The organism is Kitasatospora sp. NPDC001225 (genome assembly GCF_053597855.1).
This window is the reverse complement of sequence record NZ_JBSFJC010000095.1, coordinates 1-25,727: the sequence shown is the minus strand read 5'-3', so window position 1 is coordinate 25,727 and position 25,727 is coordinate 1. Positions and strand designations below refer to the sequence as shown.

General features: G+C 73.4%; 24 protein-coding genes. 2 read left to right on the top strand and 22 right to left on the bottom strand.

The features are described 5' to 3' along the window. Positions 1-653 precede the first annotated feature (653 nt). On the top strand, positions 654-1,367 hold the full coding sequence (locus ACWDCZ_RS27720) for a murein hydrolase activator EnvC family protein (RefSeq protein WP_449817249.1): 714 nt from the start codon (positions 654-656) through the stop codon (positions 1,365-1,367). A gap of 75 nt (positions 1,368-1,442) precedes the next feature. On the opposite strand, the gene ACWDCZ_RS27715 is transcribed toward ACWDCZ_RS27720, so the two are convergent. The 18 genes from ACWDCZ_RS27715 to proS all read right to left on the bottom strand — a co-directional run bounded on the left by ACWDCZ_RS27715 (position 1,443) and on the right by proS (position 18,071). Next, the gene (locus ACWDCZ_RS27715) at positions 1,443-2,027 is read right to left on the bottom strand and encodes a TetR/AcrR family transcriptional regulator (protein WP_117491975.1); all 585 of its coding nucleotides are present in this window, start codon (positions 2,025-2,027) and stop codon (positions 1,443-1,445) included. A 199-nt stretch (positions 2,028-2,226) separates the two neighbouring features. Further along, entirely contained in the window at positions 2,227-3,249 is a 1,023-nt protein-coding gene (gene whiG / locus ACWDCZ_RS27710; protein ID WP_388051600.1) for an RNA polymerase sigma factor WhiG, read from the bottom strand. Between the two features lie 371 nt (positions 3,250-3,620). Then, positions 3,621-4,817, bottom strand: coding sequence for a DNA-processing protein DprA (gene dprA / locus ACWDCZ_RS27705; RefSeq protein WP_449817248.1), 1,197 nt, complete (start codon positions 4,815-4,817; stop codon positions 3,621-3,623). Beyond that, positions 4,814-6,529 carry a YifB family Mg chelatase-like AAA ATPase gene (locus ACWDCZ_RS27700; protein WP_449817247.1) on the bottom strand — a complete coding sequence of 572 codons (1,716 nt, stop codon included), beginning with the start codon at positions 6,527-6,529 and terminating at the stop codon, positions 4,814-4,816. Before ACWDCZ_RS27700 ends, dprA begins: the two co-directional genes overlap by 4 nt. 1 nt (position 6,530) lies before the next feature. Continuing rightward, complete coding sequence (locus ACWDCZ_RS27695; protein WP_449817246.1) at positions 6,531-7,034, bottom strand: YraN family protein; 504 nt, start codon at positions 7,032-7,034, stop codon at positions 6,531-6,533. 168 nt (positions 7,035-7,202) lie between these two features. Further along, positions 7,203-7,529 carry a DUF2469 domain-containing protein gene (locus ACWDCZ_RS27690; RefSeq protein WP_030056781.1) on the bottom strand — a complete coding sequence of 109 codons (327 nt, stop codon included), beginning with the start codon at positions 7,527-7,529 and terminating at the stop codon, positions 7,203-7,205. Between the two features lie 55 nt (positions 7,530-7,584). Continuing rightward, a complete protein-coding gene (locus tag ACWDCZ_RS27685; protein WP_049650392.1) occupies positions 7,585-8,058 on the bottom strand; it encodes an NUDIX hydrolase in 474 nt (157 codons plus the stop codon). A gap of 112 nt (positions 8,059-8,170) precedes the next feature. Then, positions 8,171-8,923 (bottom strand): signal peptidase I, encoded by a 753-nt coding sequence (gene lepB, locus ACWDCZ_RS27680; RefSeq protein ID WP_082345436.1) that lies wholly within the window; start codon positions 8,921-8,923, stop codon positions 8,171-8,173. A gap of 160 nt (positions 8,924-9,083) precedes the next feature. Beyond that, on the bottom strand, positions 9,084-10,091 hold the full coding sequence (gene lepB, locus ACWDCZ_RS27675) for a signal peptidase I (protein WP_449817245.1): 1,008 nt from the start codon (positions 10,089-10,091) through the stop codon (positions 9,084-9,086). Between the two features lie 243 nt (positions 10,092-10,334). Next, a complete protein-coding gene (gene lepB, locus ACWDCZ_RS27670) occupies positions 10,335-11,099 on the bottom strand; it encodes a signal peptidase I (RefSeq protein WP_074001522.1) in 765 nt (254 codons plus the stop codon). Positions 11,100-11,331: 232 nt separating this feature from the next. After that, the gene (gene lepB / locus ACWDCZ_RS27665; protein ID WP_449817244.1) at positions 11,332-12,240 is read right to left on the bottom strand and encodes a signal peptidase I; all 909 of its coding nucleotides are present in this window, start codon (positions 12,238-12,240) and stop codon (positions 11,332-11,334) included. 78 nt (positions 12,241-12,318) lie between these two features. Further along, positions 12,319-12,669, bottom strand: a complete 351-nt coding sequence (rplS, locus tag ACWDCZ_RS27660) for a 50S ribosomal protein L19 (RefSeq protein WP_030306736.1) — start codon at positions 12,667-12,669, stop codon at positions 12,319-12,321. A 154-nt stretch (positions 12,670-12,823) separates the two neighbouring features. Then, a complete protein-coding gene (trmD, locus tag ACWDCZ_RS27655) occupies positions 12,824-13,642 on the bottom strand; it encodes a tRNA (guanosine(37)-N1)-methyltransferase TrmD (protein WP_074001584.1) in 819 nt (272 codons plus the stop codon). 101 nt (positions 13,643-13,743) lie between these two features. Then, complete coding sequence (rimM, locus tag ACWDCZ_RS27650; protein ID WP_074001521.1) at positions 13,744-14,316, bottom strand: ribosome maturation factor RimM; 573 nt, start codon at positions 14,314-14,316, stop codon at positions 13,744-13,746. A gap of 172 nt (positions 14,317-14,488) precedes the next feature. Then, on the bottom strand, positions 14,489-14,728 hold the full coding sequence (locus ACWDCZ_RS27645) for an RNA-binding protein (RefSeq protein WP_030056773.1): 240 nt from the start codon (positions 14,726-14,728) through the stop codon (positions 14,489-14,491). Positions 14,729-14,730: 2 nt separating this feature from the next. Then, on the bottom strand, positions 14,731-15,159 hold the full coding sequence (gene rpsP / locus ACWDCZ_RS27640) for a 30S ribosomal protein S16 (protein ID WP_049650397.1): 429 nt from the start codon (positions 15,157-15,159) through the stop codon (positions 14,731-14,733). Positions 15,160-15,635: 476 nt separating this feature from the next. Then, positions 15,636-16,214, bottom strand: a complete 579-nt coding sequence (locus ACWDCZ_RS27635) for a hypothetical protein (RefSeq protein ID WP_049650398.1) — start codon at positions 16,212-16,214, stop codon at positions 15,636-15,638. A 444-nt stretch (positions 16,215-16,658) separates the two neighbouring features. Further along, the gene (proS, locus tag ACWDCZ_RS27630) at positions 16,659-18,071 is read right to left on the bottom strand and encodes a proline--tRNA ligase (RefSeq protein WP_449817243.1); all 1,413 of its coding nucleotides are present in this window, start codon (positions 18,069-18,071) and stop codon (positions 16,659-16,661) included. Between the two features lie 189 nt (positions 18,072-18,260). Between proS and ACWDCZ_RS27625 the strand changes: the two genes are divergently transcribed. Next, a complete protein-coding gene (locus ACWDCZ_RS27625) occupies positions 18,261-19,085 on the top strand; it encodes a class I SAM-dependent methyltransferase (RefSeq protein WP_449817242.1) in 825 nt (274 codons plus the stop codon). 82 nt (positions 19,086-19,167) lie between these two features. Here ACWDCZ_RS27625 and ftsH read toward each other — a convergent pair whose 3' ends face one another. The 4 genes from ftsH to ACWDCZ_RS27605 all read right to left on the bottom strand — a co-directional run bounded on the left by ftsH (position 19,168) and on the right by ACWDCZ_RS27605 (position 25,609). Further along, positions 19,168-21,177 (bottom strand): ATP-dependent zinc metalloprotease FtsH, encoded by a 2,010-nt coding sequence (gene ftsH / locus ACWDCZ_RS27620; protein WP_449817241.1) that lies wholly within the window; start codon positions 21,175-21,177, stop codon positions 19,168-19,170. Between the two features lie 92 nt (positions 21,178-21,269). Then, the gene (locus tag ACWDCZ_RS27615) at positions 21,270-21,794 is read right to left on the bottom strand and encodes a GNAT family N-acetyltransferase (RefSeq protein ID WP_082346170.1); all 525 of its coding nucleotides are present in this window, start codon (positions 21,792-21,794) and stop codon (positions 21,270-21,272) included. Between the two features lie 77 nt (positions 21,795-21,871). After that, a complete protein-coding gene (gene ffh / locus ACWDCZ_RS27610; protein ID WP_049658994.1) occupies positions 21,872-23,437 on the bottom strand; it encodes a signal recognition particle protein in 1,566 nt (521 codons plus the stop codon). A gap of 180 nt (positions 23,438-23,617) precedes the next feature. Beyond that, on the bottom strand, positions 23,618-25,609 hold the full coding sequence (locus ACWDCZ_RS27605) for a [protein-PII] uridylyltransferase (RefSeq protein WP_449817240.1): 1,992 nt from the start codon (positions 25,607-25,609) through the stop codon (positions 23,618-23,620). Between the last annotated feature and the right edge of the window lie 118 nt (positions 25,610-25,727).

Here is a 25,727-nt window from a genome sequence, read left to right as displayed (position 1 = left end):
TGGTGTTACGGCCCGGCAGCGGCACTGCGTCGCAGCGATAGCCCACAGCCAGGTCAGTCTCGGTTTGTCCGTGGCGGCCAGGTGACAGCCACGCCTGACGCCCCGAACGTGCCGAGCCGCTACCACCCTTCCGGCCCGGGGGCCGGTCGGGCTCGGCGGACCGAGCGGCACTCGCACCTGGCGGGGCTGCGGACGAACCGCGTCCGGCCGCCGGTGGCGGGGCGTGCGAAGTCGACCCGGCGGACCGGGTCGCGTGTGAAGTGTACGGGAAGCGCCGAGGGGCGGGCGACTCCACGCGTGGCCGGGGGCCCGCCGAGGACCTGGGAGGAGCCCGGGGAACGGCCGGGGTGGGCGGGTTCCGGTGGGGCTGCGGCAGCGTTCCCATGGGACGGCGGCGGGGTCGGGGCGGGTCGCGCGGGGCGGCCGGGGGTGGAGTCGGAGGTGGAGCTCGGCGTGGGCGCGGAGGCGGGTGCGGGGGCGGACGCGGGTTGGTCGACCGCCTGCCCCGGGTCCGTCGCCGGTATGCCGTTTGTACACCGGATGGCGGCGCCCGTACACCCGCCCGGGGGATGGCGCTCGAGCGTGGGGGCGGTTTGTCCACAGGAATCCGAATGTGGGTGGTGCGGGGGCGGCGCGGGGGCGAGCCTGCGGGCATGACTGGTCGCGGGTGGTTCGGTGGGGTGATCGGGGTGATCGGGGTGATCGGGGTGATCGGGGTGGGCCAGGTGGGTCGGGCCGGTCGGCGGGCTCACGGGGTGCTGCCGCTGTGGGTGGCGGTGGTGCTCGTGGTCGTGCTCGCGGCGCCGGGGGCTTCCTATGCCTCGGGCGTCTCAGGAGCCTCACGGGCTTGGGGAGGCTTCGGTGCCGTCGGTGCGGTCGGTTCGGTCGGTGCGGTCGGCGTCCCGGGCCCGGGCGGCGAGGCCGGGCGGGGTGGTGCGCGGGCCTGGCCGGTGGGTGGCCCGGACGGGGTGCTGGGCCGGTTCGAGCCGCCGGCGAAGGTCTGGGCCGCCGGGCACCGGGGGGTGGACCTCGCCGCCGCACCCGGGGCGGAGGTCCGGGCGGCGGCTCCCGGAGTGGTCACGTTCTCCGGGCCGGTGGCGGGACGGCCGGTGGTGACCGTCTCCCACCCGGGCTCGGGCTCTCCCCCGCTCCGGACCACCTATCTGCCCGTCACCGGCACCGTCCCGGTCGGCACCCCGGTGGCCGCCGGACAGACGATCGGACTGCTCGCTCCGGACGGGCGGCACTGCGCCGGGCGCGACTGCCTGCACTGGGGGCTGCTGCGCGGAAACCGCTACCTCGACCCGCTGGCCCTCTTCGGCGCGGGCACGGCCCGGCTGCTGCCACTGGACGGCGGGGACGGGTAGGGCGCCGGGCCGGGGGTGGGGTGCGGGTCAGGGCCTGGGCCGGGGCCGGGGTCGAGGGCAGGCCCGGAGCCGGGCTCAGGCGCGGACGAGCCCGCGCAGCACCATCGCGACGGCGGCGTCGGCGATCTCCTCGGGGCTCTCGGTCGCACAGCCGGCGCGGCCCCCGGTCGCGGCCTGCTCGGCCCTGCGGGTCGCCGCCTCCACGACGCCCTGGACCAGGGCCGCGGCGAGCCGGGGCTGCTCGTGGCCGAGTTCCTCCAGCGTCCGGCCGACCAGACCGGCCAGCCTGCCGTGCGCCGCCCTGATCCGCTCACGCGCGGCCTCGTCGAGCTCCAGCGCCGAGATCGCCACCACCGCGCGGTGCCGGGGGTCGGCGGCCAGTGCCAGCTGGCCCCGGACGTAGGCCTCGATCCGCTCGACCGCGGTGTCGCAGCTCGCCATCCCGGCCTCGATCTCGGCCGCCCAGAGCGGGAGGTCCACCTCACAGAGCGCCTCGACCACGGCGGCGCGGGAGCGGAAGTACTCGTAGACCGAGGAGCGCGCCAGCCCGGCGCGCGCCGCGAGCGCGGGGAAGGTCAGGGCCTCCATGCCACCCTCGGTCAGCAGGATGCGGGCAGCATCGAGGAGGGCTGCCCGCTGGAGCTGGCGATGCTCGGCCACCGTGGCCGCTCGGATCTTCGGCACGGTCCCACTGTACGGAGCCCTACCTCCGGCCGGTACGGCGCCGCGCATCGGAACGGGGCCCGGGCCCGGCGACCGGCTTCTGACGACCGACGGCAGACACCCCTCCGGCCGGCACCTTCGCTGCCGGCACCCTTTCTGTCGGTCCCCGGCTGCCGGCGCCCTTGTCGTCGGCGCCCTACCGGATGTCCGACAGCTTGGCGCGCAGCTGGAGGACGGACTTGGTGTGGATCTGACTCACCCGACTCTCCGTCACCCCCAGCACCTGCCCGATCTCGGCGAGGGTGAGGCCCTCGTAGTAGTAGAGCGTCACCACCGTCTTCTCCCGCTCGGGGAGGGTGTTGACCGCCTGGGCCAGCAGTCTGCGCAGCTCGCGGTCCTCGGCCACCTCGACCGGGTTGTCCGCACCGTGGTCGACCAGGGTGTCCATCAGGCTCAGCCGGTCGCCGCCCTCCCCCACCGGGTGGAGCAGTTCGTCCAGCGCGACCACGTTGGCGAGCGACAGCTGGCTGAAGATGGCGTGCAGGTCCTCGATCGCGATGCCCATCTCGGCCGCGACCTCGGGCTCGTGCGGCGTCCGGCGCAGCCGGGCCTCCAGCGTCGCGTACGTCCGCTCGACCGCCTTCGCCTTCTGCCGCACCGAGCGCGGGATCCAGTCCAGGGCGCGCAGCTCGTCGATGATCGCGCCCCGGATGCGGCTGATCGCGTAGGTCTCGAACTTGATGGCGCGGTCGATGTCGAACTTCTCGATCGCGTCGATCAGCCCGAAGACCCCCGAGGAGACGAAGTCCGCCTGTTCGACGTTGGAGGGCAGGCCGACCCCGACCCGCCCCGCCACGTACTTGACGAGCGGTGAGTAGTGGAGGATCAGCTGCTCCCGCAGCCGCTGGTCCCCGGTCTCCTTGTAGGAGCGCCAGAGCTCTTCGAGGGCGGTGCGCCCCTGGGCCGCGACCTCCCGGACGTCCTGCCCCTGGCCGCCGTCCGCCGCCTTCTCCCGGCGGAGCGGGGACACCGGCGAGGCGAGCGCCGGAGAGGTGGCGCCCCGGGCCGGCGCACTGCCGGGCGGCCGGGGCGCGCCGGCCGCGACCGCGCCGGGGGGCACACCGGCGGGCGCCCCGACAGGCGCGCCGTCGAGGTCGGCCGCGCCGGCGCCCGGGGCCGGCTCGGCACCCCTGGCCGCATCCGTAGGCTGGGGCACCACCGTCGGCCGCCCGCCCTGGCGGGACAGGCCTCCCATCGTCCCCGCCGACTTGGACGGGTAGTCGGACGCGGGGCGCCGCTCGGTCCGCGGCCCTCCCGAGGACCGAGCGCCACCGGTCACTCTGTGTCCGGGAATGTGTGTGGGCATGCGTTGGTCTGCGCCGTTCTGCCGAGTCATGTGCTGATAGGGAAGGCATGTGGAGCGTAGCGTGACCAACTCACTGCAAAGCGCTACCGCCACTCGGTCGTCCCCCGATCCGGTGGCGTTCGCACACCGGATCCGGGCGACGGACAGCAGAACCGGATCGGCAGGTCAGCCGGGCGGATCCGACATGCGTTCCCTCTACCCAAACGTGTTCCCGGTCCCAGCGCTCACCTCCTCCGCACCACGCGCCAGTGCGCGCCGTGCCGCTGCACGTAGCCGAGCGACCCCAGCTCGTAGAGCCGTTGCAGGACTTCGTCCGGCGGGAGGCCGGACTGCCGGGCCAGCCGCTCGACCGGCGCGCCCTCCGCCGTCGCCGGTACGGCCTCCAGCACCCGGGCCACCGCCGGCTCCAGCAGGTCGCGCGGGAGCACCGGGCCGCTGCGCTGCGGCGCGAGGTCCTCCCCGATCGCCCCGATCAGCTCGGTGATCTCGGCCGCGTCGGTGACCAGGGTGGCACCGCCGCTGCGGATCAGGGCGTGCACCCCGGCGGAGAGTTCCGAGGTCACCGGGCCCGCGACGCCCATGGTGTGGCGGTTGAGGTCCCGCGCCCGTCGGGCCGTGCTCAGGGCTCCGCTGCGCACCGCCGCCTCGACCACCACCGTCCCCCGGGTGAGCGCCGCGATGACCCGGTTGCGGAGGACGAAGCGGAAGCGGTTCGGGTGCTCCCCGGGCGGGAGTTCGCTGACCAGCAGGCCCTGGACGCCGATCCGCCGGATCAGTTCGGCGTTGCCCTTGGGATAGGCCACGTCGACGCCGCAGGCGAGTACGGCGGCGGTCGTCCCACCGACCGCGAGCGCCCCGCGGTGCGCGGCCGCGTCGATCCCGTAGGCGGCTCCGGAGACGACCACCCAGCCGCGCTCGGCCAGTTGGGCGGACAGCTCCCCCGCGACGTGGGCGCCGTAGGCCGTACAGGCGCGGGAGCCCACCATCGCGACCGAGCGGAGCGCGAGCAGCCGCAGCGAGCCGGTGCCCGTCACCCAGAGCCCGATCGGGCGTCCGTCGCCCAGGTCGTCGAGTTGGCTGGGCCATTCCGTGTCCCCCGGAATGATGAACCGCCCACCGACGTCCCGTACCCGTTTCAGGTCCATCCGCGGGTCCAGCCCCGGGAGCCGCGCCTGGTACCCGGACAGTCGGGTGGCGTCCAGTCCGGGGTGGTCTGGCACCGTCCCGTCCCGGATCGCCTTCACCACGTCGACGGCGGGAAGTTGAGCGAGCCATCGACCGACCACCGCGTCCCCCGGCTCGCTGAGTCGGCCGAGCAGCACCCGGGCGAGGCGTTCCGGCTCGGTCTCGGTGGTGGCCCCGGGGCCGGGCCCGGCGTCGGAACCACCGGGAATTCGAGGTTGCCTCAGCAACTGGTTCATGCCTCACCCTTCTGGTTTCGCGAACGCTCGTCAGGCGTCTCGGGCTCCCCGGACAAGTCGCCGTCCGGGCTGGCGCGCTGGGCCGGGATCCCACCGAGCCGCCCGAAGACCCGCTCGGTCAGCGGCAGTCCGTGCTCCACCCCGGTGCGCAGGACCAGGGCGGTGCGCACGTCCCGTTGGTCCGGCCGGTCGCGTCCGGCGAGGTCGGCCACCGTCCAGGCGACCCGGAGCACCCGGTCCAGGCCCCGGGCGGTCAGCAGCCCCCGCTCCAACTGCCGTGCGGCGTCGTTGAGTGCGCCGGCCGTGAGCTGCCAGCGGGTGCGCAGCTCGTGGCCCGGGACCTCCGCGTTGGTCCGCCACGGGGTGTTCGCCAGCCGGGCCGCCGCCCGCTCCCGCGCGGCCAGCACCCGGGCCGCGACGGTCTCGGTGGTCTCCGCCGTGGTGTCCCGTTCCATGAGCTCGACCCTGGTCACCGGGGCCACCTGGACCTGGAGGTCGACCCGGTCCAGCAGCGGCCCGGAGAGCCGCCCCTGGTAGCGGCTGACCATGGCGGGGGTGCACTCACAGCCCTCGCCCCGCCGCGAGTACCGGCCGCACGGACAGGGGTTGGCCGCCAGGCAGAGCAGGAAGCGGGCCGGGAGCCGCAGTGATCCGGCCGAGCGGGCGATCACCACCTCGCCCGACTCCAGCGGCTGGCGCAGCGCGTCGAGCACCCGGACCGGGAACTCCGGTGCCTCGTCCAGGAAGAGCACGCCCCGGTGGGCCAGCGAGACCGCTCCCGGTCTCGGCATACCGCTGCCGCCGCCGACGATGGCCGGCATCGTCGTGGAGTGGTGCGGGGCGCAGTAGGGCGCGGTGTCGATCAGTGGGCGCCCGGCCGGGAGCAGCCCCGCCACCGAGTGGACGGCGGTGACCTCCAGCGCCTCCTTCTGGGTCAGCGGCGGGAGCAGCGCGGGCAACCGCTCCGCCAGCATCGTCTTTCCCGCGCCCGGCGGGCCCTTCAGGTAGAGGTGGTGCCCTCCGGCCGCGGCGATCTCCAGCGCCCGTCGGGCCTCGTACTGGCCGGCCACGTCGGCCATGTCCAGCCGGGCCGCCCTGTCGTCGGGCAGGCCCCGCACGCCGGCGCTGGGCAGCATCAGGCCGGCCATCAGCGGGTCGGGCCTGCCCCCGATCGGATCGGGCGGCTCCTCCGGTGCCGCCGCGCCCGTCAGGATGGCGACGAGCTGGCGCAGGCTGCGGACGCCGATCACCGTCACCCCGGGGACGAGCGAGGCCTCGGGTGCGGTCTGCTCGGCGACCACGACCCGCTGGTACCCGGCGTCGGCGGCGGCCAGCACCGACGGCAGCACCCCTCTGACCGGCCGCACCCGGCCGTCCAGCCCCAGCTCGCCGATGATCAGCAGGTCGGCGATGGCAGCGGGGTCGAGCCGTTCGGCGGCGGCCAGCACGGCGCAGGCCACCGCGAGGTCGAAGCCGCTGCCGCTCTTGGGCACCGAGGCGGGGCTGAGGCCGACCGTCAGCTTCCGCTGAGGCCAGGCCTCGCCGCTGTTCACGACCGCGGCACGGACCCGGTCGCGGGCCTCGGTGAGCGCCTTGTCGGGCAGGCCGACCAGGGTGAACGCGGCCACCCCGGGCTCCAGATCGGCCTGGACCTCGACGATCACTCCGTCGACGCCGACCAGCGCGACGGAACAGGTACGGGCGAAGGCCATCTCAGACCACCCCCCGCAGGTGGTCGACCAGGGCCGCACCCCGCGCCCGGTTGACCACCGCGACCAGGTCGATCCGCACCCCGCCCGGTGGGGCGGGAGGCCACTGCGGATCGGTGGGCCCCGGGTCGTAGCCGGGGCCGGCCAGCCGGGCGAAGTGGTCGGGCCAGCGCTCGGCCATCCAGCGCTCGGCCAGGCGTTGCAGCCGGGCGGCCTTGGCCCGGTCGATGGCCTCGGTCGGCTGCTGGAAACCCCGCTCGGAGCGGGTCTTCACCTCGCAGACCGCCACGGTGTCGCCGTCGAGGGCGACGATGTCCAGCTCGCCCTCGGCGCAGCGCCAGTTGAGGTCCAGGATGCGGAGCCCGGCCTCCGCGAGGCGGCGGGCGGCGACCCGCTCCCCGTACCGGCCGAGCCCGTTCCTGGTGCTGCGGTCCGGGATCGCCCGCGAGGCCTTCCCGGCTGCGGCCGTGTCCGGTACGGCCTGGTCCTGCACGACGGTGTGCTGCATGGTGACCACCTCCGCCGAGGAGGCTGCCCCAACGCGCACGGCGAGGCCCGGGAATTCCCGTTCCCTGTGGATAACTCGGACCTGTGGACAACTCCTGTCACCCGCAGGGGTGAGAAGCCCCGTTCCCGCGAAATTCGGCTGGACAACGCGGGACGGAGTCGTCCAACGTCAGTTCCCGAAGCCGGACTCGTCCGAGGGCAGCTCCAGATCGCTCTTCGCGAGTTCCTCGATGTTCACGTCCTTGAAGGTCAGCACCCGGACCTTGCGGACGAACCGGGCCGGCCGGTACATGTCCCAGACCCACGCATCCGCCATCGACACCTCGAAGAACACCTCGCCCTGGACCGAGTGCACCTGCAGCTCGTAGTCGTTGGTGAGGTAGAACCGTCGTTCGGTCTCGATCACGTACTTGAACAGGCCGACGACGTCCCGGTACTCCCGGTAGAGCTTGAGCTCCATCTCGGTCTCGTACTTCTCGAGATCTTCGGCACTCATCCAGGCGTCCCCTCAACTTGTCACGTCCACCCATTGTGGACCACCGCACCCACGGTCAGAGCCGTACCGGATCCACCGGCGGGCCCTCGACCAGCAGCCGCTCCAGGAAGTCCGCCAGACCGACCGGATAGACCGTCTCGGCGGTCCCCCTCAGTTCCTCGACCGTCCACCAACGCGCCGCGAGCAACTGGGCGTGCTCGTCGGCGCCCATGCCCGAGTGGTCCAGCACCGTCTCCGTGGTCCGGGCCAGGTGGAACCACTGCTCCTGCTCGTAGCGCTGTCCCTGAAAGGAGAACGACACCGTGCCGTACGCCACCAAGGGCCCCAGGTCCACACCCCGCAGGCCGGTCTCCTCGGCGAGCTCCCGCTCGGCGGCCTCCCGCACGTCCTCCCCCGCCTCCAAGCCTCCCCCGGGCGTGAACCACCACGTCTCCCCCGGAGTGGCCGGGTCGGCCCCCAGGAAGAGGAGGATGCGGTCCAGCCCGTCCAGCAGCAGGATCCGCGCCGCTCTGCGGCGCCGTGCTGTCATGGCGGCGCTCCACGCTCCTTCCGTTCGCATCGGTGGCGTTACCGATCCTGCCACCCGGCGCGGTCGTCCGGGGCGATGTTCGGCAGAGCGGCCCGCGGGGCGACGGCCCCGCTCAGGAGCTGCGCCCCCGGAGCCGGCGGGCCAGACCCGCCGCCCCGCCCACCGCCGAGGTCACCAGGATCAGCGCCGCGCCCGCGACGGCGGCGTAGGCGGAGGGCTCCAGCGGCCCCGGCTGCGAGGCCTTCGGGCCCGCGAAGCCGTCGAAGTCCGTGACCCGGTCGAGCAGGCCCGTCCGGCCGAAGGGCAGCACGGTGGCCTCGACCCTGGCCTCGACGGCCTCGGCCGGGACGGTCCCGCCGTCCACCTCCAGGTGGGTGCGGGAGTCCAGCGAGCCCACCCGGTTGTCGCCGAGCAGGAACAGCCGGCCCTGCGGCACCGTCACGCTGAACGGCTGGCCCTGGCCGCCCTGCGTCGCGAGGTAGGGCTCGTCCACCGGCTGCCCGTCGACCGTCAGCCGGTGATCGGCCCCGCTGGTGGCGACGGTGTCCCCGCCGACCGCGACCACCCGCTTGACCATGAGTTCGCCGCCCCAGGCCTGGTCCCGGAAGACCACCACGTCGCCCCGCCCGATGTCGCCGCCGCCGACCTTGCGGGCGAGCACGGTGTCCCCGACGCGCAGCGTCGGGTGCATCGAGGCGGTGGGGATCTTGTACGGCCGGTAGTCGATCGCGATCAGCGCGAAGCCGCCGACCATCAGCACCAGCCCGAGTGCCAGGGCGACGCCCTGCAGCACCGCGGCGGGCCGACGGCCCGCACGGGCGGGCGCGGTCGGGTGGTCGGCCGTCTGCTCCACGACACTGCTCATCGACACCGTCCACCTCTGGCCGACCGGAGAACACCACTGGCACGCCGGAGGCACGGGCGGAAACGCCGGCGGGCCGTGGCACGTCCGAGCAGATTACTCGTCGGTACCACGGCCCGCGCAAGAGCCGGGGGCAACCCGGCGGAACACGATCCGGTGGAGCTCAGGACTCCATGCGGCTCTCCACCCGGCCACGCACCCGCCGCACCAGCGGGAGCAGGGCGACGGCCCCCACCGCACCGGCCACGGGGGGCGCCATCGGCGCGGCCGCCGCCAGGCCCTTCTGGTCGAAGGTGTCCGGCACCGGCAGCGTCGACCAGTGGCCGACCGGCCAGGCCACCACGAAGGCACGCCCGATCACGTTGTCCACCGGGACGGTGCCGCCGCCCGGCTGGTCCATGTGGAAACGGGAGTCCAGCGAGTTGGCACGGTGGTCGCCCATGACCCAGATCCGGTCCTTGGGCACCTTGACCGGGCCGAACGGGTGGTCGCCGCACGGGGTGTTGCCCTGGTAGACGTACGGCTCGTTGAGCGCGACGCCGTTGACCTTGACCGGCCCCTCGCCCTCGCACTCGACGGTGTCCCCGCCGACCGCGATGACCCGCTTGATCAGGTCCTTCTCGTTGGCGGAGGGCATCAGGCCGACGAAGCTGAGCACGTCCTGCACACCGCGGAGGAAGGAGTTGCTGCTCTGCTGGGTCGGCTCGTCGCTCAGCCAGCCGCCCGGGTCGTGGAACACCACGACCTCACCGCGCTCGGGTTCGGCCCCGAACCACGGGGTCAGCTTGTCGACCAGGACGCGGTCGCCGACCTGCAGCGTGTTCTGCATCGATTCCGACGGAATGGAGAACGCCTGGACGAAGAACGTCTTGATCACCAGCGCGAGGATGAGCGCGATGCCGACCAGGATCGGCAGTTCCTTCCAGAACGAGCGCTGCTTGCGCGGCTTGGACGGAGCCTCCGACTCCGAGCCGTCCGCGGGCTCGGCCTCCGCGTGCTGGGAGCCCGGGGCGTCCTCCGATCCGGCACCGCCCTGCCCGTCGGCGGTCTGCGCCGCCGCGTCCTCGACCGAGGCCGAGGAGGCCGCGGACTCGGTGGACCGGTCCGCCCGACGGCCTGGGCCCTCGGGCTCTCCGGCGCCTGATCGGGCGCCGATCACCAAATCCCCCACAACGTCTCCTCCCTGCTGTGCGGACGCCCGCGCGCCCGCGCTCAGAAGTGCCGCACAGCGGGCACCACGCTCACCACGACCATGAACGCCTCAGGGCTGCCCACCGCGGACTCCCCTGACACCAGCACAGCCTCGGCCCGCGACCGGGACCACTCCCGGCCGCACCTGCACTTCTCTATCACTCCAAGGCATCCGGCTCGCGGTCCCACACGCGAGGCCCGTCCGGTCGGCGGCCGGTGCGGCTCACTCCGGAGGCCGCCCCGACCGGCGAACGACGAGCGGAAGGATGCCCAACACCCCCATAACGAGCGGCGGTTCCGCAGGAACCGGCCCAACGCCCACCGATCCCGCGGCAGTTCCGCCGGCCTGCGGCATCCGGGCGAGAGAGGAGAGTGAACCGGGCGCATCGAGTTGATGGAAGCGGTCCAGCGGCCAGGCGGTCACGAACGCGCGACCGACCACGCCGCTCAGCGGGATCGTCCCCTGTCCCGGATTGCCCATGTGGAAACGGGAGTCGGCGGAGACGTCCCGGTGGTCACCCATGACCCACAGCCGCCCCTGCGGCACCTGGATCCTGAAGGCCTGCCGGGACGGCGGGTTGCCGGGCGCGAGGTAGGACTCCTCCACCGGGTGGCCGTTGACGCTGAGGCGCCCCTGCGCGTCGCAGCACTCGACGGTGTCCCCGCCGACGCCGATCACCCGCTTGATCAGGTCCTGCTCGTTGTCGGAGGGCAGCAGTCCGACGAAGGTCAGCACCTGCTTGGCCGCACCCAGCACCGGGCCGTCCTCGGACGGCTTGCGGTCGCGCTCCAGCCAGCCGCCCGGGTCCTTGAACACCACGATGTCGCCGCGCTGCGGCTCACTGCCGAACCAGGGGGTCAGCTTGTCCACCAGTACCCGGTCCCCGATCAGGATGGTCTGCTCCATCGAACCCGAGGGGATCACGAACACCTGGACCAGGAAGGTCTTCATCACCAGCGCCACCAGCAGGGCCACCAGGACGATCATGGGCACTTCGCGGACCAGCGAGCGCTTGCGCCGACGGGCGGCCTTGCGGGCACTGCGACGGCGCTCGGCCCGGCCGCGCGCCGACGGGGCCCCTGCCGGTCCACGGCCTGCCGCGCCGTCCTCCCCCGGTCCACCGCGCACCGGACCGGCCGAAGCCGGACCCCCTGCGGCCGGTCCCCCCGCAGTCGGGCCAGTCGGGCCTCCGGCAGCCGGGCGGTCGTCGAGCCGCCCCCTACCCCTGGTCCCCATGACCGCCTGTCCCCGCAGTCGCGGCGAAGGCCGCGGGCCGGTCCAGGCTGGTCCAGCGCGAGAACGGGTAGACCACCCAGTCCGCCCGGCCGATCACCTTCTTCTCGGGCACGAAGCCGCCACCGGGATCGCCGAGGTGGTCGCGGGAGTCCCGGGAGGCGCTGCGGTGGTCGCCCATCACCCACAGCTTGCCGGCCGGCACGACGATGTCGAAGGCCACGCTCGACGGGTCGTCGCCCGGGGACAGGTAGGAGGTCTCGTCGATCGGCACGCCGTTCACGGTGATCGGCGCGCCCGGCCCGGTGCTGGTCACCCGGTCCCCGCCGACGCCGATCACGCGCTTGACGTAGACGGTGTCCCCGGCCGGGGCCAGCCCGAGGTCCTGGGCGAACGAGCGCAGGCCGTCCCAGAACCCGGGCGGCTTCGCCGACTCGCGGAGGAAGGAGCCCCTCCCGTCGAAGACCACGACGTCGCCCCGCTGGGGATGGCCGCCGAAGGCGTAGGCGAGCTGGTACGCGACCAGCCGGTCGCCGGGGCGCAGGGTCTCCTCCATCGACCCGGAGGGCACCGAGAAGGGGCGCGCGACGAAGGCGTTCACCAGCAGCAGGGCCGTCAGGCAGATCCCGACCAACAGCAGCAGGTCCCGCGAACGCGAGCGCCCGGGCTCCTCGTCCTGGTCCGACTCGTCCGACCCGTCCGAGCCGTCGCCGCCGGAGCCGCCGGTCCGCTCCGGGCTCTCGGCCTGCTCCAGTACCTCAGCGTGTTCAGGCCCGTCGGCGCGCTCCGCGCCGACGACGCCACCCCCGGAAACGACCGCGGACCGCGACAGCGAGTCCGCACCGGTGGGTGCGGGACTGCCGTCGCGGTCCGCGGGTGGTTCGTGCGTGCTCATCGGGGGGTGAGCTTACCTTGCGGCCACTCGGCCCCCTCAGAGCGTTCCGATCCCCCGGCGAGGCCGGGGGCCGGTGGATCAGCGGTCGCGCTTCTCCTTGATCTTCGCGGCCTTGCCGCGGAGGTCACGCAGGTAGTACAGCTTGGCGCGGCGAACCGCACCGCGGGTCACGACCTCGATCTTCTCGACGACCGGGGTGTGCACCGGGAAGGTGCGCTCCACGCCGACGTTGAAGCTGACCTTGCGAACGGTGAAGGTCTCACCGATGCCGGCGCCGTGGCGGCGGATGACGACGCCCTGGAAGACCTGGACACGGGAGCGGTTGCCCTCGATGACCCGGACGTGAACCTTCAGGGTGTCACCGGCGCGGAAGGCCGGGATGTCGCTACGCAGCGAGGCCGCGTCGACAGCAGCGAGCTTGTTGCTCATGTTGCTCTCCATCGCAGGCGCCACGGGCCGCCCACGGAAAATCGTCACAATGGGGTTCGCTGCGGGCCGCATCGGCTGACGGCGATCCCCCCGTGGCGAGGGCGCCGGTCCACGTGTCCCCTACAGGAGGGAACCAGCGACAGACAGCAGCCGCCTATTCTTCCACATCAACGGCCGTGGACCGAAATCGGCCGAGCCGCTCGTCCCAGGCCAGGCCGAGGATGCTCAGCGCCTCGCGCTCCTTCTTGTCGAAGGCGCCGTACTGCCAGCGCTCGACCAGGTCGGGCCGGTTCGCCAGGGTCCGGGCGAAGGCCTGCTCGCGGCGCCAGCGGGCGATCTTGCCGTGGTTGCCGCTGAGCAGCACGTCCGGCACCGTACGGCCGCGCCACTCGGCGGGCTTGGTGTAGACCGGGCCCTCCAGCAGGTCGGCCATCGCGCCCGGCGCGAAGGAGTCGTCGCGGTGGGACTCGGCGTTGCCGAGCACTCCGGGCAGCAGTCGGGCGATCGCCTCGACCATCACCAGCACGGCGACCTCGCCGCCGGCCAGCACGTAGTCGCCGATCGAGGCCTCGACCACCGGCATCCGGGTGGCGGCTTCCTCGATCACCCGGCGGTCGATGCCCTCGTACCGGGCGGGGGTGAAGGCCAGCCAGGGGCGCCCGGCCAGTTCCTGGGCGAGCTCCTGGGTGAACGGGCGCCCGCTCGGGGTCGGCACGACCAGGGTGGGCACCTGGCCCTCGGGGCCGCCGGCGACCACCGCGTCCAGCGCCTCGCCCCACGGCTCGGGCTTCATCACCATGCCGGGGCCGCCGCCGTACGGGCTGTCGTCGACCGTGCGGTGCACGTCGTGGGTCCATCCGCGCAGGTCGTGGACGTGCACGTCCAGCTGCCCGCGGGCGCGGGCCTTGCCGACCAGCGAGACGTCCAGCGGCTCCAGGTACTCCGGGAAGATCGTGACGACGTCGATCCGCATGCCGCTCTGCACCCCGCCGGACACCGCACCAGTCGACACCGCACCGCTCGATGCCGCCTCGGCGCCGACCTCGACACCCGCCCCGGCGCGCTCCTCGACGGTCACTCCGACTCCTCCGAGTCCTCGCCGCGCTCGGCCGAGGAGGTCCCCGCGACCTCGGCCTGCTCCATGTCGATCAGCCCGGGCGGCGGGGTGATCACGGCGCGCTGGTTCTCCAGGTCGATGGTCGGCACGATCTGGCTGACGAAGGGCACCAGCACCTCCGTCCCGTCGGCCTTCTTGACCGTGAGCAGGTCCTGGTAGGGCAGGTGGACGATCTCGGTCAGCTCGCCGACCGGGGTGCCGTCCAGCAGCACCACGTCCAGGCCGATCAGCTGGTGGTCGTAGTACTCCTCCGGGTCCTCGGGGCTCTCCTCCGGGTCGACCTCGGAGATGAGCACGGTGCCGCGGAGGGCCTCGGCCGCGTTACGGTCCTTGACGCCGGCGAAGCGCAGCAGCAGCCGGCCGCTGTGCACCCGGCCGGACTCGACGGTCAGCGGCCCGGTCGACGCGGGGTCGGTGAGCAGGACGGCACCGGGGCCGAGCCGGAGTTCCGGCTCGTCGGTGCGGACCTCGACACTGACGTCCCCCCTGATGCCGTGGGCACGGCCGATCTTGCCGACGACGAGCTGCACGGTGATCGTTCTCCTGGAGTTCCTGAGCCGCAACGAAAAGCGACGGGCTGCGAAGCGACGGACTGCTAAGCCATGAAGCGACGGAAATGCTGATGGAAATGCGAAAGGCCGACCGGGACGACATGCGTCCCGGTCGGCCTCACAAGCCCTGACGGCTGAACGAGCAGCGGCGTCAGCGAATGTTGTCCACGTCGACCAGGTCGACCCGGACGTTGCGACCGCCGAGGGCGCCGACCACGGTGCGCAGAGCGCGCGCCGTACGGCCGCCCCGGCCGATCACCTTGCCGAGGTCATCGGGGTGCACTCGCACCTCGATGGTGTTCCCCCGACGCAGGTTGCGCGAGCGCACCTGCACCTCGTCGGGGTGCTCGACGATGCCCTTCACCAGGTGGTCGAGGGCGTCCTCGATCACGATCAGGCCTCGGCGGCGGCGTCGGACTCGGCCTCGGCCTTGTCCGACTTCTTGGCCTTCGGGGTGATGGCGACACCGGTGGTGGCGTCCTCGAAGCCGGCGACGGCCTTCGCGAACAGGTGCGAGAAGTCCTCGACCTTCGGCTCGGCAACGAGCAGCGGAGCCGGAGCCGGCAGGCCCTTGAACTTCTGCCAGTCGCCGGTCAGCTTCAGGATGGCGAGCACCGGCTCGGTCGGCTGGGCGCCGACGGACAGCCAGTACTGGGCGCGGTCGCTGTCGACCTCGATCTTCGAGGGGTTGTAGGTCGGCTGGTAGATGCCGATCTCCTCGATCGCGCGACCGTCACGCTTGGTGCGGGCGTCGGCGACGACGATGCGGTAGTGCGGGGAGCGAATCTTGCCGAGACGCTTCAGCTTGATCTTGACTGCCACGGGAGTGGATTCTCCTGGTGTTGACGTGGGTGAGCGGGCTCGCCGTCGCGTGGGGTTGCGGGGCGGACCGTTCAAGGGACACGCCAGCCGTAGGAGAGAGGGGTCCTGCTCGGCTGCCGAGTACTCAGCTGTCCATTCTGCCACATCGGCGAGAACCGCCTGTACGCGGGACCGGGCTCCCGGTCAGGGCTCGACCGGGAGCCCCCGCTCCCGGTCCAACCCGAAGACATCACCGCTGTCCTGCTGTACCGCTCGTTCCGTACTGCTCGTACGGCCTGTACCGCCTGTAGTGCCTGGTACTGCTACCGCCTGTCACCGCTCACTCGGCGCTGCCGCCGCTGCCGGTACCACCGGCCCCGCGTGCACCGCCCGTACCGCTCCACCCCGCTCCGCGCCGCCCATCCGGCCGGACCGCTGCCCGCACAGCAGCCCGTCGGGACGTCGACCGCTCAAGCGACGTGAGCGGCGTGAGCGACTTAAGCGATCTTGAACGGCTGCTGGCACGCGCCGCAGACGATGGACGCCTGCGCGAGCACCGAGGGAACGACCCGGACGTTTCGCCCGCACCCGCAGACCGCCTTGACCCGCACGCCGCCCCCGGAGGAGCCGTGCCGGGCCGCCGGACCGCGGAAGGCGCGCGTCGCGCCGTCGCCGGCCACCGCCTCCTGGTGCGCCCCGAGGGCACGGTCCAGGCGTTCGATGGTCTCGGCGTACCGCTCCTGGGTCTCCTTGAGCATGGTCACCTGGGAGAAGCCGCTGCTCGCGTGCGGCTCGACCGGGTGCGCCAGGCCCAGCTCGGAAGCGAGCATCAGGAAGCGCCGGTTGTGGTAGCGGCCGGCGCGCGAGGTGTCCCGGATGTCCCGGGCCGCGGCCAGACCGTGGGCGGCCTCGTGGAGGAGGCGCTCGAAACCGAGCCGCGTCCCGCAGGCCGAGGAGGACTCGCCGATCAGGGCCTCGGGCGAGGCCAGATCGGGAAGGTCCTGGTGGTAGGCCTGGATGTCACTCCAGGCGGCGGCCAGTTCGGCCGCGAGAACGAGGGGCTGTGTCGTGCTCACGCTAGACCAACGATGGAGTGCGAGCCGATGTTCCGCATGTTCTCGTTCCCGGGGAATTCACAGGGAACTCCCAGGAATGCGAGGCCGCGCGCGAATTGCGCGTTCCGGATCTGACGCAAGACCAACCCCCTGCCGGTTTGGGCCCGTCGCAACGTCGGCGGGCCTGATGAATTCCGTCCGGGGGGCGGGCTGTCGCCACCCAGGACGTACGGCCCGTGGGCCTGCCGGATTGACAGGGCCACGGGCCGTACACCGTACCGCTATTCGGTTAATACCGGGAGTTGACCGGCCAGTAGGGATGTCCCCCGCGGGGACGCACCGGAACAGTTACCGGATTCTTACCCATCCGCATTCCGGGCAAATGTCGCCGGTGCCGGTCATTACCCGTGGGCGACCGGCGTCCGGCGGACATCCACCGGACATCCACCGAACACCGAACGGATGTCAGTACGCCCGGGCGACGAGCGCGACATTGCCGTCCTGGTCGTCCGCCAGCGGCACCGAGCCGTCGGCCGCGACGATGCAGCGGACCGTGACGCCCTGCTCGGCCAGCTTGGCCTCGCCCTCCGCGCCGAGGTCGGCCCAGGAGATCCGGCCCCAGCCGGTCGCGGCGGCCTCGATGGCCTCGTCGATGGTCTTGACGTCGACCGTGCGGGACTCGCGGCGCTCGCGGGACTGGCGCAGCAGCAGCGCCTGGTCCTCCTCCAGCACGCCCGGGAGCAGCGCGGCCAGGGCGTCGATGGAGACCGGCTCCTTGCCGCCCGGGATGCGGCGGGCCAGCATCGCGGTGCCGTTCTCCAGGTCGCGCGGGCCGACCTCGATGCGCAGCGGAACGCCCTTGAGCTCCCAGTCGACGGCCCGGCGGCCGAACGGGGTGTCGGTGCGGTCGTCGACCACGACCCGGATGCCGACGGCCTCCAGCTGGGCGCCGATCTCGCGGACCTTGGCGATGACCGCGTCGTCGCCCTTGATCGCGAGCACGACGGCCTGGACGGCGGCCAGGCGCGGGGGCACCCGCAGGCCGTTGTCGTCGCCGTGGGACATGATCAGGCCGCCGACCATGCGGGTCGAGACGCCCCAGGAGGTCTGCCAGACGTACTCGCGCTCGGCGCCCTGCAGCTGGTACGTGGTGTTGAACGCCTTGGCGAAGTTCTGGCCCAGCTCGTGGCTGGTGCCCATCTGCAGCGCCTTGCCGTCGCCCATCATGCCCTCGAGGGTGAGGGTGTTGATGGCGCCGGCGAAGCGCTCCTTGGCGGTCTTGCGGCCGAGCACGACGTCGATGCCGAGCACGTTCGTCATGAAGTCGCCGTAGACCTGGGTGTGGATCATCGAGGCGTACTCGCGGGCGTCCTCGTAGGTGGCGTGGGCGGTGTGGCCCTCCTGCCAGAGGAACTCGGTGGTGCGCAGGAAGACGCGCGGGCGGAGCTCCCAACGGACCACGTTGGCCCACTGGTTGATCAGCAGGGGCAGGTCGCGGTGGCTCTGCACCCACTTCGAGAAGTACTCGTTGATGATCGTCTCGGAGGTCGGCCGGACGACGACCGGCTCCTCCAGCTGCTTGCCGCCGCCGTGGGTGACCACCGCGAGCTCGGGGGCGAAGCCCTCGACGTGCTCGGCCTCCTTGGTCAGGTAGGACTGCGGGATGAACATCGGGAAGTAGGCGTTCTGCGCGCCGGCCTTCTTGATCCGCGCGTCCATCTCCTGCTGCATCCGCTCCCACAGGCCGTAGCCGTACGGTCGGATGACCATGGTGCCGCGCACCGGACCGTTGTCGGCCAGCTCGGCCTTGTTGATGAGGTCCTGGTACCAGCGCGGGAAGTCTTCCGCCTGAGGGGTGAGAACGGGTGCCTTAGCCATGGGGCGAATGGTACGGGGCCCGGGGCCCCGGTTTCGAATCGGTATCACCGGGCGGGGGCGCACCACCGCGACACGCGCGCACCACCCTGCACCCCTCTGGACGCCGGGCCCGACCCGCTGTTCGCTGGTGTGGGGCGGGACTTTGGGGGAGCCGTAGCAGCGCACCGAAGGACCGGATGGGAGGCCGCCATGGCTTCAGCTCGCACGACCGGCACGACCGCACGACCGACGGGCGCACGCCCGCACCACCCGCGGACCGGGACGGCCCGCCCCGCGCGGGCGCGCGACTGGGCGGAGATCCAGGAACGCATGCTGGTGCCGCTCTACGAGGCGGTCTACGACCGGCTGGAGGTCGGCCCGGCGAGCAGCGTGCTGGGCCTGGGCTGCCGCTCCGGGCTGGCCCTGCTGCTCGCGGCCGGCCGGGGCGCCCAGGTCTCCGGGCAGGAGCCGCGGGACGAGCTGCGCGAGCTGGCCCACGACCGCCGGCTGCGGGTGTGCGCGGGGCCCCGGACGTCGGCGGCCGTCGCCCGCTCGGCCCATTCGCTGGTGACGGTTTTCGAGCAGCTGCCCGGGGCCGCCGACGCCGGGCCGGTGGTCGCCGAGGCCGCCCGGCTCACCCTCCCGGGCGGGCACGTGGTGCTGGCCGCCTGGGGCCCGCCGGAGCGCTGCGAGAGCGCCCCGGTGCTGGACGTGGCCCGGCGGATGGCGGGCCGGACCACCGCGCGCGACCCGTTCGAGCTGAGCGCGCCCGGCGCGCTGGAGGACCTGCTGGCCCCGGCCGGCCTGCGTCCGGCCGGCAGCGGGCGGGTGAGCTGCCCGTTCGCCTACGCCGACCTCGACAGCGCGGTGCGCGGGCTGCTCTCCACCGGCCTGTTCGAACCGGCCGAGGAGTTCTCCGGGGCCTCGCTGGTGGCCAAGGAGCTGGAGGAGGTGCTCCAGCCGTACCTGCGCGCGGACGGCTCGGTACGGATGGAGAACCTGTTCCGCTACCTGGTCGCCGAACGGTCGCGCTAGGCGGGACGAGGAGGCCGAGGAAGAGCGGGTACGAAAAACCGGGGGCGCCCGCCACCATGGCGAGCGCCCCCGGCCCCCGGCTTCACGCCCGGTCGATCGACTTCCCGTCGGCCCCGTCGGCCCCGTCGGACCCACCAGACCCGCCGGACCCGCCGGCAGGCCCGTCGGAACCCTCGGCCCCCTCGGAGCCCTCCCGCGGCACCCCCGCCGCCCGGTACGCCGCCGCCTCGTCCAGCGTCTCCGCCTCCAGCAGCGCCGCCGCCAGCGCGTCCAGCCGGTGCCGCTGCTCGGTCAGGATCCGCACCGCGTCGTCGTAGCACTCGGAGACGATCCGCCGCGCCTCCTCGTCCACCGCGTCCAGGGTGGTCGGCGCGGCGGAGAGCCCGTACGCGCCCTGCGGGTCGGAGGGCACCGCCGTGAGCCGGCCGACCCGCTCGCTCATCCCCCAGCGTCCGGCCATCCCGCGGGCGATGTTGGTGACCTGCTCCAGGTCGCTCTCCGCACCGGTGGTGATCACCCCGTAGACCACCTGCTCGGCCGCCATGCCGCCGAGCGCGCCGATGATCCGGCCGCGCAGGTACGGCTCGGTGTACGAGTAGCGGTCGTTCTCCGGGGTGGAGAGGGTGACGCCGAGCGCCCGGCCGCGCGGCACGATGGTGATCTTGCGGACCGGGTCCGCGCCGGGCTGGAGCATGCCCAGCAGCGCGTGCCCGCTCTCGTGGTATGCCGTCCGCTCGCGCTCCTCCTGCGGCATCACCAGCGGCCGCACCGCGCCGAGCTGGACCTTCTCCAGCGCGTCCGAGAGGTCCCGCTCGTTGACCGCGTCCTGCTTGCGCTTGACGGCCAGCAGCGCGGCCTCGTTGACCAGGTTGGCGAGTTCGGCGCCGGTCATCCCCGGCGTGACCTTGGCCAGCTGGTTGAGGTCGGTGTCGCCCGCCAGCGGGACGCTGCGGCTGTGGATGCGCAGGATCGCCGCGCGGCCCTCCCGGTCGGGCGGGCTGACGGTGATCCGCCGGTCGAAGCGGCCGGGGCGCAGCAGCGCCGGGTCGAGCACGTCCGCCCGGTTGGTCGCGGCGATCACGATGACGCCCTCGGAGCCGCTGAAGCCGTCCATCTCGGTGAGGATCTGGTTGAGGGTCTGCTCGCGCTCGTCGTGCCCGCCCATGCCGCCGCCGGCGCCGCGCTGGCGGCCGATGGTGTCGATCTCGTCGATGAAGATGATCGCCGGGGCGACCTTGCGGGCCTCGGCGAACAGCTCGCGGACCCGGCTGGCGCCGACGCCGACGATCATCTCGATGAACTCGGAGGCGGAGGCGGAGAAGAACGGCACGTTCGCCTCGCCGGCCACGGCCCGGGCCAGCAGGGTCTTGCCGGTTCCGGGCGGGCCGCTCAGCAGCACGCCGCGCGGCATCTTGGCGCCGAGCCTGCGGTACCGCTCGGGGTTCTTCAAGTAGTCGACGACCTCGGTGAGTTCGGCCTCGACCTCGTCGATGCCGGCCACGTCGGCGAAGGTGGTGCGCTTGCCCTCCTCGGCGGTGACCGGCTTCGGCGGGGCCTTGCGGCCGAGCGGTCCGCCGCCGAGCCCGCCGGCCATCCGGCGGGCGAGCAGCACCCAGATGAAGATCAGCAGCAGCATCGGGGCGAGCGAGATCAGCAGGTTGGTGAGGAAGCTGCGCTGCTGGACCGGCGAGGTGGCGGTGACCTCGACGCCCTGCTGCTGCAGGGTGGTCCAGAGGTTGTCGCCCGCGAAGGAGGGCCGCTGGGTGTCGAACTCGGTGTAGTCGCCCTTGCCGCCGTCCGGCTTGGGCTGGGCGCTCTTGAGGGTGCCCTCGATCGCGTCGCCCTTGGCGTAGATCTTGGTGATGTTGCCCTTGTTCAGCTGGTTGTTGAACTCGGTGTACGAGATCGTGGTGGCACCGGCGGGGCCGAAGAAGGACAGCAGCAGGTCCGAGATCAGGAACACCACGAGGGCGGTGAGGGCGAGGCCCACCCAGCCGCCGGGCATCCGGCGCTTGGGCGGCGGCGGGGGCGGGGCGCCCTCCGAACGCCAGGGCTGGTCGGGGGTCTGACGTGGCGGCACGGGTTCGGTCACCCATCGGACAATACGGACAGGTGCTCGGGCGGGCCAATCGCAACGCCGCGCCCGGACCGCCGGACGGCCGCGCCGACCCCTCCCACCAGCGACTATGCCGCTGCGCCCGGCCACTCCTCGGCGGTCAGCGCGAACCGCTCGTGGTCGCGCCAGTCCCCCTGGAGGAACAGCATCCGCGGGGTGAAGCCCTCGTGCCGGAAGCCCAGCCGCTTGGCCATCGCGATCGAGCGCTCGTTCTCCGGCTGCACGTTGATCTCCAGCCGGTGCAGCCCGAGCCCGTCGGCGGTCTGCGGGGCGAAGCAGCGGTCCACGACCAGCCGCATGCCCTCGGTCATCCGCCCGGTGCCGTTGAACGGGACGTACGAGTCGTAGCCCAGCGAGGCGTTGCAGAACCGGCCCATCACGATGTTGGCGACGTTCACCTTGCCGACCAGTCCGCCGGTCTCCCGGTCGACGATCAGGAAGGTGCGCAGCCCGGACCCCTGGCGCTTCAGCAGGTCGGGCAGCCCGTCCGGCTCGACCGGGTTCCACCGTCCGATGTGTTCGGCGGACCGCCGGACCGCTTCGGCGTACCCGGCCGTGTCCTCGGCCCTCGGGGCCCTGATCATCACTCGCATGCCCCCATCATCGGACACGCGATCGGCCCGCCGCCCGGAAACACCGGACGACGGGCCGACGGGAGCCGGTCGGAGGACTACAGCAGGTCCTTGAACTCCTTGGGCAGCTCGAAGTCGGCCGGGCCCTTGCCCGCGCCGAGGCCGAACGCGCCGCCGTCCGCCGGGCCCTGGCCGGCGCCCGGGCCGAGCGCGCGGCGCTCGGCGGCCGCGGCCTCCTCCTGGGCGCGCTTCAGCGGGTTGCCGCTCTTGCGCTTGCCCTTGGCCTGCGGGGCCTTCTTGCCGGACTTCTTGGCGCCGCCGCCCATGCCCGGGATCCCCGGCATGCCGGGCATGCCCTTGCCGGAGGCCATCGCGGACATCATCTTGCGGGCCTCGAAGAACCGCTCGACCAGGTTCTTCACCTCGCCGACCTGGACACCGGAGCCCTTGGCGATGCGGGCCCGGCGGGAGCCGTTGATCAGCTCCGGCTCGGCCCGCTCGGTCGGGGTCATCGACTTGATGATCGCGCCGACCCGGTTGACGTCCTTGTCGTCGATGTTGTTGATCTGGTCCCGGATCTGGCCCATGCCGGGCAGCATGCCGAGCAGCTTGGAGATCGAGCCCATCTTCTGGACCTGCTCCAGCTGGGACAGGAAGTCGTCCAGGGTGAACTGCTTCGGACCGCCGCGCAGCTTGGCGGCGATCTTCTCCGCCTCCTCCTGCGAGAAGGTCTGCTCGGCCTTCTCGATCAGCGAGAGGACGTCACCCATGCCGAGGATGCGCGAGGCCATCCGGTCCGGGTGGAAGGCGTCGAAGTCGTCGACCTTCTCGCCGTTGGAGGCGAACATGATCTGCCGGCCGGTGACGTGCGCGACCGACAGGGCGGCACCGCCGCGGGCGTCGCCGTCGAGCTTGGAGAGCACCACGCCGGTGAAGTCGACGCCGTCGAGGAAGGCCTGCGCGGTGGTGACCGCGTCCTGGCCGATCATCGCGTCGACGACGAACAGGACCTCGTCCGGGTTCACCGCGGCGCGGATGTCGGCGGCCTGCTGCATCAGCTCGGCGTCGATGCCCAGGCGGCCGGCGGTGTCGACGACGACGACGTCGTACTGCTTCTGCTTGGCGTACTCGATCGAGTCCTTGGCCACCTGCACCGGGTCGCCGACGCCGTTGCCCGGCTGCGGGCCGTAGAAGGCCACGCCGGCGCGCTCGGCGACCACCTGGAGCTGGTTGACCGCGTTGGGGCGCTGGAGGTCGCAGGCGACCAGCAGCGGGGTGTGCTTCTGCTTCTTCAGCCAGTGGCCGAGCTTGCCCGCCAGGGTGGTCTTACCGGCACCCTGGAGACCGGCCAGCATGATCACCGTCGGGCCGCTCTTGGCGAACCGCACCCGTCGGGTCTCGCCACCGAGGATGGAGATGAGCTCCTCGTTGACGATCTTGATGATCTGCTGCGCCGGGTTCAGCGCACCGGAGACCTCGACGCCGAGCGCCCGCTCCTTGACCTGCTTGATGAAGGCCCGGACGACCGGCAGCGCGACGTCCGCCTCCAGCAGCGCGATGCGGATCTCGCGGGCGGTGGCGTCGATGTCCGCCTCGCTCAGGCGGCCCTTGCCCCGGAGGTTCTTGAACGTCGCTGCGAGGCGATCGGAAAGGGTGTCGAACACGTCGTCGCGGGTCCTCTGCGGCATCGGAATCGGTACGGTCGTCGCCCCCCAGGGTATCCGGCCGCCCCGGGTACGGTCTCCACCCCTGCTCCCGAAGCTCTTCCACCCCCGTTCCGGGAGCTCCTCCACCCTCGCCGCCGAGGCCCGACGGCCCCCGCCGCCGGAGCCCTCCGGGGCGCGTCAGCCCAGTGCGGCCCGGACCGCCGCCGCCACCTCGCCGGCCCGCCGGGCGGTCAGCGGACGGCCCGCCCCGTCGGTCAGGTAGAACGAGTCGACGGCCTCCGCGCCCAGCGTGGAGACGTGCGCGGTGCGCACCCGTACACCTGCCCCGTCCAGCGCCCGGCCGATCCGGTGCAGCAGCCCGGGGGCGTCGTGCGCGCGGACCTCCAGCACGGTCGCGGTCGCCGAGGCCACCGCGGGCGCCACCGCGACCAGCGGCGGCGGGGTGGGGATGCCCCGGCGGCGCGGGGCCGCGGCGTCCCGCTCGGCGAGGCGGCGGGTGACGTCCAGCGAGCCGTCCAGCGCCCGGCGCAGGTCGGCCCGCAGCCGGGCCGCCTCCGGCAGCTCGCCGTACTCGGCCGCCACCCGCCAGGACAGCAGCAGCACCGGCCCGGCGCCCACCGGGTCCAGCTCGCGCAGCCCGGCCGAGCGGACGGCCAGCCGGTGCAGCGCGAGCACCCCGGCGGCGGTGCCGAGCAGCCCGGGCCGGTCCGGGACGGCCAGGTTCAGCTCGACGCCCATCGGCTCGGCGCCCGGCTCCGCCCCCTCGGAGCGGGCCCGCAGCGACAGCGCCGGCTGGCCGGTCCGGGCGGCCTCGACCGCGAGCCGCTCCTGCTCGGCGGTCGGCGCGCCCTCCGCCGGCGGGGTGCCCGCCCCGGCCAGCCGGTCCGCCGCCCGGGCCACCAGGCCCTCCACCAGCGAGGCCCGCCAGCCGCTCCACGCGGCCGGGCCGGTGGCCAGCGCGTCCGCCTCGGTGAGCGCGTGCAGCAGCTCCAGCTCGGGCAGGGTGGTGACCACCTTGGTGACCGCCTCGACGGTGGCCGGGTCGTCCGGATCGCGCCGGGTCGCGGTGTCCACCAGCATCAGGTGGTGGCGGACCAGCACCGCCAGGGTCTCGGTGTCCTCGGGGCCGAAGCCCATCCGGGCGCCGAGGTCGCGGACGATCACCTCGCCGGCCTCGCTGTGGTCCCCCGGCCAGCCCTTGCCGATGTCGTGCAGCAGCGCGGCGACCAGCAGCAGGTCCGGGCGGGCCACCCGGCGGGTCATCGCGGCGGCCCGCACCGCCGTCTCCACCAGGTGCCGGTCCACCGTCCAGCGGTGCACCGCGTTGCGCTGCGGACGGCAGCGCACCCGCTCCCAGTCCGGGATCAGCCGGCGGACCAGCCCCTCCGCCTCCAGCGCCTCCCACACCGGGACGGCCGACTCCCCCGCGCCCAGCAGGGTGACCAGCTGCTCGCGCGCCTCGTCCGGCCAGGGCACCGGCAGCGGGCGGCACTCGGCGGCCAGCCGGCGCACCGTGGCGTACGAGACGGTCAGCCCGTTCTGCGCGGCGGCGGCCGCGGCGCGCAGCGGCAGCACCGGGTCGGCGGCCGGGCGGGCGCCCTGGGCGAGCACGGCCTCGCCGTCCTGCTCGACCACGCCCTCGGCGAGCGGCCGCCGCTCGACCGCGCCCCGGGCCACCGCGCCGGAGCCGCGTCCGGTGCCGGCGAACGGGATGCCCAGCCGGCGCACCCGCCGGCCGCGGCCGCCGCGGGCCGCGAGCACCCGGTCCACCGCCCGCCAGGTGACGTCGCCCGCGTACGCGACGGTGCGGGCGGCCTCGTAGACCCGGCGCAGCAGGGTGTCGGCGTCCAGCACCCCGAGCCGCTCGGCGACCTGGTCCTGGTCCTGGAGGCCGAGCCGGTCGGTGGCCCGGCCGGTGACCAGGTGCAGGGCGTCCCGCACGTCGGCCAGCCACCGCGCGGCGTCGTCCAGGCCGTCCCGGGGCGCGTCGGCCAGCCAGCTGGCGGCGATCGCGTCCAGCGCCACGACGTCGCGCAGGCCGCCGCGGGCCTCCTTGAGGTCGGGCTCCAGCAGGAAGGACAGCTCACCCTGCCGTTCGGCCCGCTCGCGGCCCAGCTCGCGCAGCTCGGGCAGGCGCGCGGGGGCGCTCGCGCGCCAGTCGGTGAGCACCGCGGCGCGCAGCGCGTCGGTGAGTCCTGGTCACCCAGCGCTACTGGCGGGCCAGGGTCAAGGCCGGCCAACCCGGCGGCACCAGTGGCGAGGCCGAGCGGTGGACCGCCCGCGGCTA

Excerpts from the sequence above, each read along its gene's own strand:
- ACWDCZ_RS27720 (WP_449817249.1), top strand. The coding sequence starts at position 654 with ATGACTGGTCGCGGGTGGTTCGGTGGGGTGATCGGGGTGATCGGGGTG.
- dprA (WP_449817248.1), bottom strand. The coding sequence starts at position 4,817 with ATGAACCAGTTGCTGAGGCAACCTCGAATTCCCGGTGGTTCCGACGCC.
- ACWDCZ_RS27700 (WP_449817247.1), bottom strand. The coding sequence starts at position 6,529 with ATGGCCTTCGCCCGTACCTGTTCCGTCGCGCTGGTCGGCGTCGACGGA.
- ACWDCZ_RS27695 (WP_449817246.1), bottom strand. The coding sequence starts at position 7,034 with ATGCAGCACACCGTCGTGCAGGACCAGGCCGTACCGGACACGGCCGCA.
- ACWDCZ_RS27690 (WP_030056781.1), bottom strand. The coding sequence starts at position 7,529 with ATGAGTGCCGAAGATCTCGAGAAGTACGAGACCGAGATGGAGCTCAAG.
- ACWDCZ_RS27685 (WP_049650392.1), bottom strand. The coding sequence starts at position 8,058 with ATGACAGCACGGCGCCGCAGAGCGGCGCGGATCCTGCTGCTGGACGGG.
- lepB (WP_082345436.1), bottom strand. The coding sequence starts at position 8,923 with ATGAGCAGTGTCGTGGAGCAGACGGCCGACCACCCGACCGCGCCCGCC.
- lepB (WP_074001522.1), bottom strand. The coding sequence starts at position 11,099 with ATGATCGTCCTGGTGGCCCTGCTGGTGGCGCTGGTGATGAAGACCTTC.
- lepB (WP_449817244.1), bottom strand. The coding sequence starts at position 12,240 with ATGAGCACGCACGAACCACCCGCGGACCGCGACGGCAGTCCCGCACCC.
- rplS (WP_030306736.1), bottom strand. The coding sequence starts at position 12,669 with ATGAGCAACAAGCTCGCTGCTGTCGACGCGGCCTCGCTGCGTAGCGAC.
- trmD (WP_074001584.1), bottom strand. The coding sequence starts at position 13,642 with ATGCGGATCGACGTCGTCACGATCTTCCCGGAGTACCTGGAGCCGCTG.
- proS (WP_449817243.1), bottom strand. The coding sequence starts at position 18,071 with ATGGCTAAGGCACCCGTTCTCACCCCTCAGGCGGAAGACTTCCCGCGC.
- ACWDCZ_RS27625 (WP_449817242.1), top strand. The coding sequence starts at position 18,261 with ATGGCTTCAGCTCGCACGACCGGCACGACCGCACGACCGACGGGCGCA.
- ACWDCZ_RS27615 (WP_082346170.1), bottom strand. The coding sequence starts at position 21,794 with ATGCGAGTGATGATCAGGGCCCCGAGGGCCGAGGACACGGCCGGGTAC.